Genomic DNA, 14,617 nt, shown 5'->3' on the forward strand with positions numbered 1-14,617 from the left:
CAATTATTACAATACCATTCTGGTTTTTTGTTCAACCCGATGGAAGGCATTTAAAGTCTCAACAGAGCGCCGACTATCAAAAACAGTTAGATTATGCCACGTTCAGTGAACCACGTTGCGTCGCGTGCAAGACGTAAAAAAGTATTAAAATTGGCGAAAGGCTATTTCGGCCGTCGCAAGAATGTATGGACAGTTGCTAAAAACGCAGTAGAACGCGGTTTGGCTTATGCGTACAAAGGACGTAAACAAAAGAAACGTAATTTCCGCGCATTGTGGATCCAACGGATCAATGCCGGTGCAAGGGAACACGGATTATCTTATTCAGCGCTTATCGGTAAGTTAAGTGCAAAAGGCATTGAGCTGAATCGGAAAGTTCTCGCTGACCTGGCGATGAATCACCCGGATGCTTTCAAAGCAATCGTTGATCAGGTAAAATAAAACAGCATCCCGCCCTCCGGCGGGATTTTTTTTTCCCTCCATTTTATATCAGCCCGGCTTCACAGGTTTAGTATTTGTTTACAATAAATTAATTCTTCATAATTCGGAAAGGATGGTACTTTAGCGAAATGGTCAGGTAATACTGACAAGGAATCAAAACCCATTTCTCACCATGGATTCAAGAAGAGAATTTATTAAAAAAGCTACGATGCTTACCGGTGCAGCCGGATTGTTCAGCGCGCTGCCCTCCTCCATTCAAAGAGCGCTTGCCATTGATCCCAAAAAAGGAAGTACTTACCTCGATGCCGAACATGTAGTGATACTCATGCAGGAAAACCGCTCGTTTGACCACAGCTACGGAACTTTACGAGGCGTACGCGGTTTCAATGATCCTCGGGCCATTACGCTGCCAAACAAGAATCTTGTCTGGATGCAAACCAATGCATCTGGAGAAACATACGTACCTTTTCGTCTGAATATGAAGGAGTCCAACGCTACCTGGATGGGCTCTCTCCCGCATTCATGGCCCAACCAGGTGGATGCCAGAAATGGAGGAAAATATGACAAATGGTTGATAGCAAAGCAGGCCGGGCATAAGGATTACGCTAAAATGCCCCTTACCCAGGGCTTCTATAATAGAGAAGATATTCCATTTTACTACGCTCTTGCAGACGCTTTCACGGTCTGTGACCAGAACTTTTGTTCGTCGCTAACCGGAACCACCCCTAACCGCCTTTATCTCTGGTCGGGAACGATCCGGGAAAAACCGGAACCCAGCCATTACGCAAATGTTAGAAATGAAAATGTCACCGACGATAGGGAAGCATCCTGGACAACGTTCCCGGAACGCCTGGAAGACAACAATATTTCTTGGAGAATTTATCAGAATGAATTGAGCATCGACACCGGGTTTAAGGGAGAGGAAGATTCCTGGCTTGCCAACTTCACAGATAGCCCGATAGAATGGTTCACGCAATATCAGGTCCGTTTTCATACTGGTTACCAAAAACATCTAAAAGCGCTTCTGGCGGAATTGCCCGGCGAGATTGAAGAAACACAGAAAAAGCTGGCGTCCCTTCCAAAAGATGGAAAAGAGGCAGGAGCATTGGAAAAAGCGCTTAAAGCAAAACAGTCTTCACTAACGCTGGCCAAAGAAGAAACGGAAAGATGGAGTGCTGAAAAGTTTGAAAAACTATCTCAACGCGCCAAAAACCTGCATCAAAAAGCATTCACCACCAATGTGAATGACCCTGATTACCGGAAAATCACCACCGTGAAATACATGGATGGCGATATCGAACATGAGGCAAAAGCACCGCAGGGTGATGTTTTACATCAGTTCAGATCCGATGTAAAAACCGGGAAGCTACCGACCGTATCCTGGCTCGTAGCACCGGAGAACTTCTCCGATCACCCGACTTCGCCATGGTATGGCGCTTGGTATGTTTCAGAAGTCATGGACATCCTTACATCCGATCCTGAGGTGTGGAAAAAAACCATTTTCATTTTATGCTACGATGAAAATGACGGGTATTTTGACCATGTACCTCCCTATGTAGTCCCTAATCCTTATGTACAGGATTCCGGGGCGGTTTCAGAAGGTATCGACTGCAAAACGGAATTTGTGACACTGGAGCAGGATATGACCAAAAAGGCTAAAAAAGAAAGCCGGGAAAGCCCGATTGGCCTTGGTTTCCGGGTACCGCTGGTTGTAGCTTCACCCTGGAACCGTGGCGGCAAGGTATGCTCCGAAGTATTTGACCACACTTCCATTCTTCAGTTCCTTGAAAAATTTGTCAGCCACAAATCCGGTAAACAAATTAAAGAAACAAACATCAGTGAGTGGAGACGTACGATCTGCGGAGATCTGAGCTCAACTTTTGCACCTTACGATGGGCAGCAAATTCCGTTACCCGTTTTTGTAGAAAGATCTGAGTTCATGGAAAGCATTTATAATGCGAAGTTCAAAGCGCTTCCAAACGGGTACAAGGCACTGACTGAAAATGAAATCAAGCAGATTAATGAAAATCCTGCGTCCTCACCGATCATGCCAAATCAGGAAAAAGGGACACGAACTGCCTGCCCTATCCCCTACGAACTGCAAGCAAACGGATTTTACAACTCTGACAAAAAAGCATTTCAGATCAAATTAAAAGCCGGAAATGACATATTTCGCGACAAAGCTGCCGGTGCGCCTTTCATCATTTATGCGCCGGGAAAATATAAAAATGAAGAAGTTAAGGTCTGGAACTACGCGGTCAGAGCCGGAGATTCGATCAATTGTGTCTGGAATCCTTCGGATTTTGAGAATGAAATGTACCATCTGCGTGTTTACGGTCCTAACGGTTTTTTCCGCGAATATGCCGGTAACCACAACAATTCATTCGTGACTGTTGAGCCCAGACTCGAATACGATAAGAACAAAAAGCTTACGGGGAATATTCTGCTGGATATCAGCAACGGAAGCCCTTCAAAGGAGGTGAGAATAACCGTTAAGGATAATGCGTACGGAGCTGAAAATCAAACCATAACAATCCCTAAATACCAAAGAGGTGTTACGAAAGGAAAAGTGGTCACCATCAATGCTTCCAAAACCTTTAACTGGTATGATTTCTCGGTAATTCTGGAAGGAGAACCGGATTTTGTAATACGACATGCCGGACATGTAGAAACTGGCCTGGAAACCCAGAGTGATCCTTTTATGGGCCAGATGATCAGCTAGCGGTTATTACCCTCGTCGGGCTCCATCCGGGGCCTGACACTTTGTCACTCCCATTTTATCCGAAAGATTCTGGTACGGGGTTTTTAGTAAACCTCAAAACGGCTGAGGTTTCAAAGCTGACCGGCCATGAAAAAGAATCTTAATTATACTTAACTTTAATATAGAACAATGGGAAAAATTATTGGCATAGACTTGGGAACTACGAACTCCTGCGTGGCTGTCATGGAGGGTAACGAGCCGGTTGTAATTGCAAACAGCGAAGGCGCTCGTACGACTCCGTCTGTGGTTGCATTTATGGACAATGGAGAACGTAAAATTGGTGCTCCAGCCAAACGTCAGGCGATTACCAATCCCAAGCATACTATCAGTTCCATAAAACGATTTATGGGAAAAAAATACGACGATGTCAGCAGCGAAATGAAAACTGTTGCATACAGCGTAGAAAAAGGTCCTAACAATACGCCTCGTATCCCTATCGGCGACAGGCTATATACACCACAGGAAGTTTCCGCCTTCATTCTTCAGAAAATGAGACAAACTGCGGAGGATTATCTTGGACAGGAAGTTACAGAAGCCGTTATTACAGTGCCGGCTTACTTTAATGACGCAGAACGCCAGGCAACGAAAGAAGCTGGCCAGATTGCAGGTCTTGATGTAAAACGTATCATCAACGAACCAACTGCCGCCGCTTTGGCTTACGGCCTTGATAAGCAGCATATTGACATGAAAATTGCTGTTTTCGATTTGGGCGGTGGTACTTTCGACGTATCTATCCTTGAATTGGGAGACGGTGTTTTCGAAGTAAAATCTACCGACGGTGATACCCACCTGGGTGGTGACGATTTTGACCAGGTGATCATTAACTGGCTTGCTGACGAATTTCAAAAAGACGAGGCTGTTGATCTGAAAAAAGATCCTATGGCTTTGCAACGTCTGAAAGAAGCTGCTGAAAAGGCAAAGGTTGAATTGTCGAGCTCTACACAGACGGAGATCAATCTTCCTTATATATTCCCGGTCGATGGAATTCCCAAACACTTGGTTCGCACATTGACCAGATCCAAATTCGAGCAACTTGCTGATTCGTTATTCCAGAGAATGATGGAGCCTTGCAAGCGTGCGATGAAAAATGCAGGTTATTCAAACAGTGATATCAATGAGGTAATCCTGGTAGGTGGGTCTACACGTATTCCGAGGGTACAGGAAGAAGTTGAAAAATTCTTCGGTAAAAAACCTTCCAAAAACGTTAACCCTGACGAAGCGGTTGCAGTTGGAGCAGCGATACAAGGTGGTGTACTGACAGGTGAAGTGAAAGATGTATTGCTTCTTGACGTGATTCCTTTGTCATTGGGAATTGAAACTTTGGGCGGTGTTGCTACCAAGCTGATCGAATCCAATACGACGATTCCGTCCAAAAAGACAGAGGTATTCTCGACAGCTGCTGACAATCAGCCTTCTGTTGAAATCCACGTTCTTCAGGGAGAAAGGCCGATGGCCAATCAAAACCGTACTTTGGGCCGTTTCCACTTGTCGGATATTCCGCCGGCACAACGTGGTACCCCGCAAATCGAGGTAACCTTTGATGTAGATGCAAACGGTATCCTTCATGTTTCGGCCAAAGATAAAGGTACAGGTAAAGAACAGAAAATCCGTATTGAAGCTTCAAGCGGATTGACAGATGCTGAAATCAACCGGATGCGTGAAGAGGCAAAAGCCAACGAAGCGGCTGACAAAGCGGAACGCGAAAAAGTTGAAAAAATAAACGCAGCAGACAGTCTGATATTCTCAACTGACAAACAGCTGAAAGAATTCGGAGACAAACTTTCGGAAGGAAATAAAACAGCCATCGAAGGTGCACTTGCTGAATTGAGAACAGCTCATCAAAGCCAGGATGTTGCCGGAATCGATGCTGCAATGGAAAAGCTCAATGCTGCATGGCAGGCTGCTTCCCAGGAAATGTACGCTCAGGGTGGTGAAGGCCAACCTGGACCAGGAGCAGGTCCGCAAGGAAATCCAGGCGCAGCCGATAACAATGGGGCAACCGACGATGTGACCGACGTTAATTTCGAAGAAGTTAAGTAAGTCAACTCCTTAAAAATCCCCGTCCTTAACCAGATGGGGATTTTTTTTACACGCAATTTTTCCAAAGTGGGTATTATGGTTCTTGTATTACAAATATGAATCGCGCCTGCTTACTGGCATCAAATTTTATGTATTAACCGTATTATCGTCAATTCCAGTCAACTATTATAACTAAAAATTCCCACTGAATATGGACAGAATAATCGCATTACCAGAGTTGATGTATTTATCTCCTACTACGCGCGAAAAGGCAGTTATCATTGCGCAGGACCTGTTAAGAACAAATAATATTTCTCCTCGTGAGGCGGTTTCCAAAGCAATTCTGATTGCCAAAAACTGGGCAGTTAAAAATGTCAACCGCGCAGTTTGGAAAAAATTAAGATCCATCGAAAAAGAAATCATATGACTGATCCGATTCTGAAATTCAAAAATCAGGTAGCTATCGTCACGGGATCTAGTTCCGGAATCGGAAAGGCATGTGCAGTTCATCTAGCAAGTTTGGGCGCTAAGGTTGTTGTCAACTACAGCTCGAATGAAGAAGAAGGGAAGAAGACGCTGGATGAAATTCTGGCTGCTGGCGGAGAGGCAATTCTGGTTCAAGCCGATGTAAGCCATGAAGAAGAGGTGAAAGCTTTGTTCAACCAGACAATCAGTCATTTCGGACGGCTGGATATCCTCGTCAGTAATGCAGGTTTGCAAAAAGACGCTCCGTTTCTGGAAATGACGTTGCAGCAATGGCAAAAAGTTATTGACGTAAATTTGACAGGTCAGTTTTTGTGCTGCCGGGAAGCTGCGAGGCAATTTGTGTTGCAGGAAGAAAATGTGGAGGAACCTCAGCATAGCGAACTTGCAGTAGGCAAGATTATTCTAATGAGCTCAGTGCATGATGTAATTCCCTGGGCAGGGCACGTAAATTACGCTGCATCGAAAGGTGGGATCATGATGTTCATGAAATCCATATCTCAGGAATTGGCCCCGCATAAGATTCGCGTAAATTCTGTAAGCCCGGGCGCTATTAAAACGCCGATCAACAAAGAGGTTTGGTCTGATCCCGAAAAATATAAAGATCTACTGCAACTGATACCTTACAAAAGAATCGGGACTCCGCAAGACGTGGCGAAAGCTGTAGCCTGGCTTGCCTCCGATGATTCAGATTACGTAAATGGAGAAACGCTGTATATCGATGGCGGTATGACACTTTACCCGGAATTTGCCGATAATGGCTAACCTTTAATTTCACTTCATCAATAAATAAAAAAAGGACACCGGGCGATTTTCCCGATGTCCTTTTTCATAACTTTTATATGAGAGATTAATTTGTGACAAATTCACCTTTTTCCACTGACCAGTCATTTCCGAAGAAACCCGCCATCTTCACTTCCTTAATTCCGTTCTTCAACATATCAAGTGAAAAAATCATCAGATCCGGAAAACCGCTTCCGCCGCTGAAATATTGATTGGCATTAGCTGCCAAAAATCCCTTCTTGCCAGTGCCGGATATTACAGCGACCGAAGCTACGTCGCTATCCTGCCTGGGCCAGACGAAATAAGCTGCGAGGTCATCTCCCACAAATTGTTTCTCCCCTATGGAAATTTTCCCATTCTCCACAGTTACCGGGCATGCGGCAAGCAATTTATCCCACGCGAGATTTGAGTATTTGTTACCATATAACACTACGCTCCTGTCTGCGTAATTCTCAGGCCGGAAATCTTTGTCAGAAATGATGTCCACAGCGCCATTTCCACGATAGTACCAAGTCTCAGCATCGTATTTTGCCTTTTCCAATGCCCAGCCAGCCTCGTCTTTGTTACCACCGGTTGCATAAACAAAAACCATCCGATGGCGAAAACCGTCTTTAAACGTTCCATTTCTGTGAATACCTTTCTGAGTAGGGGCGGGTGCCACAGTTAATTGCCAATTGGCTTCTTTCTTTAAATAAATAGTCTCATTATTTTCTTTGACCTCGTAAGTAACTGCTGGTGAGCCATCAAATGATATTTTTACGGATGTGCCTTTTTCAAATGCCGCCAAATCCAGAGAAAGTAAAGCCACGTTTTCCATAGCACCAGAGAAGCTTTTGTCTTTTTTATTCATTGACAATTGCAACCGACTATAATTCAAGCCCGAAATCTGCTGATGAATAGTTGCCCATCGCATCTTACCTGAAATTCCGGGATTAGCGGTTTTAAAATCAATTGCACTAACCGCAGTGTCTGCTGGAATGCTATGCCAGCTGAAAAAATTGAAGAGTGGCGGCCAGTCAACGCTGATGTCCCCATACCAGTGCTCACCACCAATGTGTTCGTAATAACTGAAATCCCGGTGAAACTTTCCGAGAATATCTCTCATCTGACGGGCAAAAGTGACCGGTACGGTTCGGTCAGCATCGCCATGCGCTACATACACACCCAGACTTTTGTAATTTGAAGTCAGAGCCAGGACATTGCTGGCATTGCTCGCCCGAAGCAAAACTGACTCCATCGGAGAACCCGCACTATCTGGTATCACACCATCGTGCGAGCCGTAAGAAGACAAGGTCGGATAACCTGCCGACGGAGCAATCGCCGCCCACTTTTCCGGATAAGTTGCTCCCAAAAACCAGGTTCCGTGACCGCCCATTGAGTGGCCGGTAAGATATATACGCGACGGATCCGGCTGGTACTGTTTCTTAGCAATAGCCAATACTTCCAGTGCATCAAGCCTTCCCCAATCTTCCCAGTTGAAACCTCTCGGCCTGCGATTGGTTGGAGCTACCACAACACCCCAATCCTTTGGTTTATAAGCTCTTGCCTGATTAATCGCCTGCACTTCCGCACCGTGAACAGACAAAAACAAAGCTGGTTTTTCTTTCGAAACCGAACCATATTGGGGTGAAACCGCATAATACTGAACGCTACCGTCCATCTCACTCACAAAAGTCCGACGGTACTGTTTTCCTTCCGCAACTGATTCGATGGTCACTTTCGTCTGATCAATGATCTTTCCGTTCTGCAACAAAACAATAGTTGCATCCTGTTTGCCCGGAGCCAACACATCGGCAGCATTAACTACCAGTCCAACTTTCCGAAGGCTCATAGCTTGTAAGGTGGGAACCGACGTGATAATTTCTTTTCCTGCCAGACTAGATTTTATTTGTAAACCCGACAGGGTTTTTGATCCTGCATTGACAATCGTCAGACCAACCCACAACGAATCATTTTTTAATCCCGGAACAACATCAGCAACAGTAAGATCCGCTGTATTGAGCGAAACAGGTTTTTCCGGAAACGTCAGACTGGCAGTAATTCCTCCAAATCTGCCGAACCTTGCAACGCGGGCATAAATTTCATTGGTTCCTTTTTTTAATTTTACGGGCAGATGCATCCAGCCGTAACGGTACATGTCCCCACCCCTCGGGGCACCATTGACATAGGCCATATCATGGCCGGTCAATGTAAGAATAGCAGTTTGTTCCTTGGATGACTGATAGGTCAGGTACACATAACCATTTGAGAATGAGTCGCCCCGAAACCGGTGAGATGTATCAGCCGCGACTTTCCGCCATTTGATATCCTCACCTTTTGCGTTTTTAACGAGCGTGTTACCATCCTGAGGCTTTTCCAGTTTGCCCTGATAAAGCAGGTAAGCGAGCTGATCGGTGTACAAAGCCTCGCGACCATATTGGGTACAGGGCCCAACAGCAAGTCCTTCGGAAAAATAGTAGACCGACTGCGCTCTTGTTGCTGCGCATAAAGAGATTAGAAAAATAAGAGTGAAAAGCGTTTTCTTCATAAATAAAGGTTAGCGTTATAACTTTTAAACTTAATTAAATAAATTAAAAATTAGTACCACAATATTTAATAATCTAATAAAATAACAGACAGCCGACGGGAATCTTATTTCTTTTCCTCTCAAATTGGTATTCCCTCCAATCGGGTTGTTCAAAAAGTAAAACTATCTTTACAAACAAAAAAGTGCCTCCACATGCTGACAAACGCGTTTACTTCTCTCCTTAAATATTTTTCGAGATATTCCTGGCTTGCCTGGTTCTGGACAATTTTAATTCTGATCGCCTGCACCTGGCCAGGCAAAGATATCCCTTCCGCACCTGTCGTGGGTTTCGACAAGTTCGTGCATAGCAGTCTGTTTGTAGGATGGGCTACATTGTGGCTACTGGTATATCCCCGAAAAAGTACAACCGTGCTATTGCTGGGAATGGCTTATGGGCTGGGGCTTGAATTTTACCAGCAGCTCCTGCCCTTCGACCGCACCTTCGACTGGTGGGATGCCGTGGCAGACGCTGCTGGCGTCTTGATAGGATATGGATTCAAAACTTTGGTACTGGATCGTTATCTCCAGCGTTTGTACTGATTGATCAATCCGTTTGTAGAACTGTCGTGGTTGGTTACCGGCCAGTCATTCTGTAGTTCAGGATAGATTTTGTTGGCAAGCTGTTTCCCAAGCTCTACACCCCACTGATCGAAACTGAAAATATTCCAGATAATGCCCTGAACAAATATTTTGTGTTCATACATTGCTATAAGGCTTCCTAAAACCTTCGGGGTGATCTTTTTAACCAGAATAGAGTTGGTAGGCCTGTTGCCGGAGAACATTTTGAACGGTGTCAGAAAATCTATTTCCTCTTTACTTTTGCCCGATCCTTCCAGTTCAGCCCGGACCTCCTCTTCGGTTTTACCATTCATCAGAGCTTCTGTCTGAGCGAAAAAGTTGGATAACAGCATTTTATGATGATCTCCCAAGGGGTTATGGCTCACCGCAGGAGCGATAAAATCACACGGTATAAGCTTAGTACCCTGGTGGATCAGCTGATAAAAAGCGTGCTGCCCGTTGGTGCCGGGTTCTCCCCAGATCACAGGGCCGGTCTGATATCCCACAGGTTTCCCGTCTCGTCCGGTACTTTTTCCGTTACTTTCCATATCCCCCTGCTGGAAATATGCAGCAAAACGGTGCATATATTGGTCATATGGAAGAATAGCCTGCGTTTGCGCATCAAAGAAATCGTTGTACCAGATGCCCAGCAAAGCCAGGATCACCGGAATGTTTCTTTCCAGTTTGGTAGTCCTGAAATGTTTGTCCATATCATGCGCACCGGCCAAAAGTTGTTCAAAGTTTTGAAAACCGATGAAACATGCGATCGACAGGCCGATAGCTGACCAGAGCGAGTAGCGCCCGCCAACCCAGTCCCAGAACCCGAACATATTTTCGGTATCGATACCAAACTTCTCTACCTCTGCCTGGTTCGTCGAAATTGCGACGAAATGTTTTTTTACAAATTCCTGATCAACAGCCTTTTCCAGAAACCAGCTGCGCGCGCTGTGCGCATTGGCCATCGTTTCCTGGGTTGTAAAAGTTTTGGAAGCGATCATGAACAGAGTCGTGTCCGGATCAAGGGTTTTCACAGTCTCCGCAATATGCGTTCCGTCCACATTGGATACGAAATGCACATTCAAACCATCCTTACCATAAGCTTTCAATGCTTCTGTCACCATTACCGGGCCAAGATCACTTCCGCCGATGCCGATATTAACGATATCCGTGATTTCCTTACCCGAATACCCTTTCCAGGCACCCGACCGTACTTTGCCTGAAAATTCCTTCATTTTACCCAGTACCTCATTCACATCCGGCATTACATCTTTTCCGTCTACAAGAATCGGGTCATTGGAACGGTTGCGCAACGCAACATGCAGCACCGACCTGCCTTCTGTGGCATTGATCTTCTCTCCCGAAAACATTTGCTCAATTGCGTCCGACAGCCCCGCTTCTTCGGCCAGCTGAACCAGATACGACCTCGTGCGGGTAGTGATACGGTTTTTTGAGTAATCCAGAAATATGTCGCCCAAACGAATGGAGAATTTTTTATGACGGTCAGCATCCTCCTCGAAAAGGGTTTTCAAATGCTTCTGGGCTATGGTCTTATGATGCGTTTTAAGTTTCTTATAAGCAGACAATTGATCGAACGGTGTGGTCTTAAGCATGTCTTAAAATATTATGAGTGAAAAATCAGTTTATTCTGGAATCCTTATCGTACTCCGGCATTCGTATTCTGCAAAAATATGACTTTACTGCACTTAAAACGACTTTTCCGGCATCAGGTTGCGGCACACACCCCCCGGAAATACCCTACCGACTCGGCAATCCCAGCCAGCGGTTCTTTCATATCTTTCTCATATTCAAGGCTGCACGAGCCTGAATATTTGACTTTACGGAGCATTTTCACAAATGCAGGAATATCAATAATTCCTCTGCCCAGCTCGCATGTTTTACCTTCCTTAGTAGCAGCTGTCACATTTTTGAGGTGTATATCAAAAATCCTTTTTGCATATTTTCCGAGATCCGCAACCGAATCCTTGTTGTCCCTTTTGTTGTGCCCCATATCGAAACAGATCCCGACACGCGAGTCCAGGTCCTTGATGAGATTATAGATCGATTCAGCACTTGGGTATAATTTATCCTCCGGACCGTGGTTATGTATAGCGTACCGGATATCATATTCAATCACCTTTTTTTCAACATATTTAAGGTCTTCTTTATTAGGTATCCCCACAAGCAGGTTCACTCCTACCCTTTTTGCGTAGTCAAATGCATTGTCGATTTCTTGGGTGGTTTTGGTGTAAATCGGCCCGACGGCGTAGCCCGTAACATCGGATTCCTTCAATTTTGCATGAAAAGCAGCTATTTCTTCCGCGGTACTTGCGTAAGGAAGATGAAAGTCTTTGATGCATAAATAATGTACATCTGTTTTTTTCATCATTTCCAGTGATGGATCCAGCTTGAAATGGACAAAACTATAACCCGCAATTCCCAGTTTGAATGTATCTTCTTTTTTACCTGCCTCCGAACCGGCATAGGCATCTTTTCTCAATGAAATAACTCCGCCGGCGACCAAGCCCGCCAGGCTTTTTTTTACAAATGATCTTCTTGTATTCATTAAAATTCCGGATTTTAAGTTTACCTCCATGTTATAAAGGCAAGGAATGTAAAATATACCAACGGCCGCCTCAAATCTTCAGTTTGATTCCGATCTTGTTGATCAGGCCGGTCACAACGATGATCAGCAATGAAAACAGGGCCGACTTGATCAATCCCACAATGCCGGTTCTCAGGTACAACGGGAGGCCGATACCAGCCAGGGTGATAACGGCATACCATATATACGGTATCAGATAACAGGTCAAAGTTGCTGTTCCGGCAGGTTTCAGCACATTGGCCCAGTCCTTTATTTTTTTCAAATCCACCAGCCAGAAAAGGAACGCAAAAGAAAAAAAGCTAATTCCGCTGCATATACCAACCCAGGCAGGCGTGGCGCGGATCTTGGAAATTCCCCAGAAAGGTCGCGTCCCGAAACCGTACGCCAGACAGACTACACCCAGCGCGAGAAGTATCCAGAGATAAGTTGTATTTACTTTATTCTGTCTCGAATAAAATCTGAAAATCACCGATGCTACAACCCCGCCCATTGTAAAAGCTGGCATCGAGCCGCCTCCCACGATCCACACATAGTCTTTTACAGGATCGAGAAAATCAAGAATACCTGCAAATTCGGCCAGATTAAACAATACAAAAAACAACCAGCCGCCCACTATCAGCCCAATTCTGTCGCCCGCAGCCTGATAAACCAGTGCGCACAGAAAATAAGACCAGCCTATCAAACCGAGTATCCCGTACCAATGTGTTTTCATCCATGACGGATTGGCCTCGTCCCCGCCTTTGTATATTACCGCCAGTCCTACCAGTATCATGTAACCGAGGATTTTCAGGCCGGTGTACAACGATTTTTTTTCAGGATTGGCAGGATACACATTCCAGATCAGGAAAAAAGCCACTACCATTAGTATTTCCCAAACATATTTGCTCACAACCATACCAGACTGAACGGCATTTTCAAGATTAACAATGAAAATACCCATCAGGAGCAAAGCAAATGTCCGCTCGATAATATGCATTGTAATGACACCATTACTATCTCCTTTGGAACGACGGTTGGCAATTGCAAACGGGATCGAAAGCCCGACGATAAAAAGAAACCCGGGAAAAACCACATCCGACAAGCCCATCGCGTCCTCCGCAGCTTTGCTGTGTTCGAGCCAGTTAGGAACTTCTTCGAGCGACCAAAGGTCGTTGACGAAGATCATGAGAAACATCGTGAAGGCACGAAAAATGTCGATAGAATCCAGCCGGAGTGAGGGTGATTTCAATGTCTGCATCAGGATTTAAGGGTTGGGAACGTAAATTATTCAAAAATCGAATACGATGCATGAAGAACCCGCTACTTATTCCTTTGCTTGCAACTATCAGGCGCTGCTGCGCTCATCTACCTGTTCCTGGACGGCCTTTACTTCCATCACAGGTTTTTCATTACCCATCAGAAAAGCCAGCGATTTGGTGCCCGGCAGGTACTGAAAAGTAACCCGGATGATACCTGTAATCGGAATGGCGATAATGGCACCAGCCACACCCCACAAGACCCCGAAACCTACCACCGAAGTGATCGTCATAAACGGGTTCCGGTCTACTTCCTTACCGACGACATACGGCTGCGTGATGTAATTATCGATCATCTGTGCGGCCGTCATCACGATGATGACTATCAGTACACTCGATGGTCCGCCGGAAACGAGCGCTAGCAAGGCAGCAAGTCCTCCGCCAATCGCATTGCCCACATAGGGGATGAATGAGAAAACGGCAGCTATCAGGGCGAGCAGAAATGCATATTTCACGCCGCCGATCATGAAACCGGTACCGTAAAGAATAGCCAGGATGATCATGGCTTTAAGCATTCCATAGAAGTAGCCGCCCGAAGTTTTCCTGATTTCTTTTAGAGCCTTCCGGACACGGATGTGATCATGTTTGGGGAAATTAAGCAGGATAAATTCTTTAAATCGGTCTCTTTGCGACAACAAAAGCACCACATATACGATGATGAGGATAAAATTGGCTAATGTTCCGCCGATAGTCCCGAGGGCTGCCGTGCCTCCGCTACCCATTTTGGAGAGCATGTTTTTGGCCTGCGCAAGCTGTTCATCCGGCGCTAGTCCTGCCTTATCTTCAATAAATTTCTGGGCATCTTCCAGCAACTGAAGTGATTGTTTTTCAATCTGGGGCCAGTCTTTGGTGATCATTTTTACCTGGATTGTGATCAGCCCGCCCAGAAACGCAAAAAACATCAGTAACAGCAAAGTACTTCCTGCAATAGCCCATCCTTTTGGGATCTTTTTGGAAATCAGCCAATCCATGATCGGAATAAGCATCATCGACAACACTACGCCTATGCATAAAGGAGCTAAAAAAGTTTTCCCAAAATACAGGCCCGCAGGAATACCAATTAATATGAAAACCCAGATTGCGATTTTTGATAATTCTTGCTTCATGTAGCC

The 14,617-nt window shown here is 45.2% G+C and carries 11 protein-coding genes; 6 read left to right on the top strand and 5 right to left on the bottom strand.

What is annotated here, in order from left to right; all coding sequences use genetic code 11:
* Positions 1-93: 93 nt before the first annotated feature.
* The 5 genes from rplT (at position 94) to FBF61_RS06310 (ending at position 6,466) form a co-directional block, all read left to right on the top strand.
* Positions 94-438: a 50S ribosomal protein L20 gene (gene rplT / locus FBF61_RS06290; RefSeq protein WP_138476360.1), complete on the top strand. Its 345-nt coding sequence runs from the start codon at positions 94-96 to the stop codon at positions 436-438.
* A 172-nt stretch (positions 439-610) separates the two neighbouring features.
* On the top strand, positions 611-3,160 hold the full coding sequence (locus FBF61_RS06295) for a phosphocholine-specific phospholipase C (RefSeq protein ID WP_138476361.1): 2,550 nt from the start codon (positions 611-613) through the stop codon (positions 3,158-3,160).
* A gap of 168 nt (positions 3,161-3,328) precedes the next feature.
* The gene (gene dnaK, locus FBF61_RS06300; RefSeq protein ID WP_138476362.1) at positions 3,329-5,239 is read left to right on the top strand and encodes a molecular chaperone DnaK; all 1,911 of its coding nucleotides are present in this window, start codon (positions 3,329-3,331) and stop codon (positions 5,237-5,239) included.
* A 190-nt stretch (positions 5,240-5,429) separates the two neighbouring features.
* Positions 5,430-5,645 (top strand): hypothetical protein, encoded by a 216-nt coding sequence (locus FBF61_RS06305; RefSeq protein WP_166444437.1) that lies wholly within the window; start codon positions 5,430-5,432, stop codon positions 5,643-5,645.
* Entirely contained in the window at positions 5,642-6,466 is an 825-nt protein-coding gene (locus FBF61_RS06310) for an SDR family oxidoreductase (protein ID WP_138476363.1), read from the top strand. Before FBF61_RS06305 ends, FBF61_RS06310 begins: the two co-directional genes overlap by 4 nt.
* Positions 6,467-6,551: 85 nt before the next feature.
* Here FBF61_RS06310 and FBF61_RS06315 read toward each other — a convergent pair whose 3' ends face one another.
* Complete coding sequence (locus tag FBF61_RS06315) at positions 6,552-9,011, bottom strand: carboxylesterase family protein (protein WP_138476364.1); 2,460 nt, start codon at positions 9,009-9,011, stop codon at positions 6,552-6,554.
* A 192-nt stretch (positions 9,012-9,203) separates the two neighbouring features.
* Here FBF61_RS06315 and FBF61_RS06320 point away from each other — a divergent pair, with 192 nt between their 5' ends.
* Positions 9,204-9,590: a VanZ family protein gene (locus FBF61_RS06320; RefSeq protein ID WP_138476365.1), complete on the top strand. Its 387-nt coding sequence runs from the start codon at positions 9,204-9,206 to the stop codon at positions 9,588-9,590.
* On the opposite strand, the gene pgi is transcribed toward FBF61_RS06320, so the two are convergent.
* The 4 genes from pgi to FBF61_RS06340 form a co-directional block, all read right to left on the bottom strand.
* Positions 9,569-11,218, bottom strand: a complete 1,650-nt coding sequence (gene pgi / locus FBF61_RS06325; protein ID WP_138476366.1) for a glucose-6-phosphate isomerase — start codon at positions 11,216-11,218, stop codon at positions 9,569-9,571. The genes FBF61_RS06320 and pgi overlap by 22 nt on opposite strands.
* Positions 11,219-11,331: 113 nt before the next feature.
* Positions 11,332-12,171, bottom strand: coding sequence for a sugar phosphate isomerase/epimerase family protein (locus FBF61_RS06330; RefSeq protein WP_138476367.1), 840 nt, complete (start codon positions 12,169-12,171; stop codon positions 11,332-11,334).
* Between the two features lie 70 nt (positions 12,172-12,241).
* Positions 12,242-13,447 (bottom strand): heparan-alpha-glucosaminide N-acetyltransferase domain-containing protein, encoded by a 1,206-nt coding sequence (locus FBF61_RS06335; RefSeq protein WP_138476368.1) that lies wholly within the window; start codon positions 13,445-13,447, stop codon positions 12,242-12,244.
* Positions 13,448-13,534: 87 nt separating this feature from the next.
* The gene (locus FBF61_RS06340) at positions 13,535-14,611 is read right to left on the bottom strand and encodes an AI-2E family transporter (RefSeq protein WP_138476369.1); all 1,077 of its coding nucleotides are present in this window, start codon (positions 14,609-14,611) and stop codon (positions 13,535-13,537) included.
* Positions 14,612-14,617: the final 6 nt, after the last annotated feature.

The organism is Dyadobacter bucti (assembly GCF_005869225.1).
Taxonomy (GTDB): domain Bacteria; phylum Bacteroidota; class Bacteroidia; order Cytophagales; family Spirosomataceae; genus Dyadobacter; species Dyadobacter bucti.

Bases quoted from the DNA above. Each gene is read 5' to 3' on its own strand.
- rplT (WP_138476360.1), top strand. From the start codon at position 94: ATGCCACGTTCAGTGAACCACGTTGCGTCGCGTGCAAGACGTAAAAAA.
- FBF61_RS06295 (WP_138476361.1), top strand. From the start codon at position 611: ATGGATTCAAGAAGAGAATTTATTAAAAAAGCTACGATGCTTACCGGT.
- dnaK (WP_138476362.1), top strand. From the start codon at position 3,329: ATGGGAAAAATTATTGGCATAGACTTGGGAACTACGAACTCCTGCGTG.
- FBF61_RS06305 (WP_166444437.1), top strand. From the start codon at position 5,430: ATGGACAGAATAATCGCATTACCAGAGTTGATGTATTTATCTCCTACT.
- FBF61_RS06310 (WP_138476363.1), top strand. From the start codon at position 5,642: ATGACTGATCCGATTCTGAAATTCAAAAATCAGGTAGCTATCGTCACG.
- FBF61_RS06315 (WP_138476364.1), bottom strand. From the start codon at position 9,011: ATGAAGAAAACGCTTTTCACTCTTATTTTTCTAATCTCTTTATGCGCA.
- FBF61_RS06320 (WP_138476365.1), top strand. From the start codon at position 9,204: ATGCTGACAAACGCGTTTACTTCTCTCCTTAAATATTTTTCGAGATAT.
- pgi (WP_138476366.1), bottom strand. From the start codon at position 11,218: ATGCTTAAGACCACACCGTTCGATCAATTGTCTGCTTATAAGAAACTT.
- FBF61_RS06330 (WP_138476367.1), bottom strand. From the start codon at position 12,171: ATGAATACAAGAAGATCATTTGTAAAAAAAAGCCTGGCGGGCTTGGTC.
- FBF61_RS06335 (WP_138476368.1), bottom strand. From the start codon at position 13,447: ATGCAGACATTGAAATCACCCTCACTCCGGCTGGATTCTATCGACATT.
- FBF61_RS06340 (WP_138476369.1), bottom strand. From the start codon at position 14,611: ATGAAGCAAGAATTATCAAAAATCGCAATCTGGGTTTTCATATTAATT.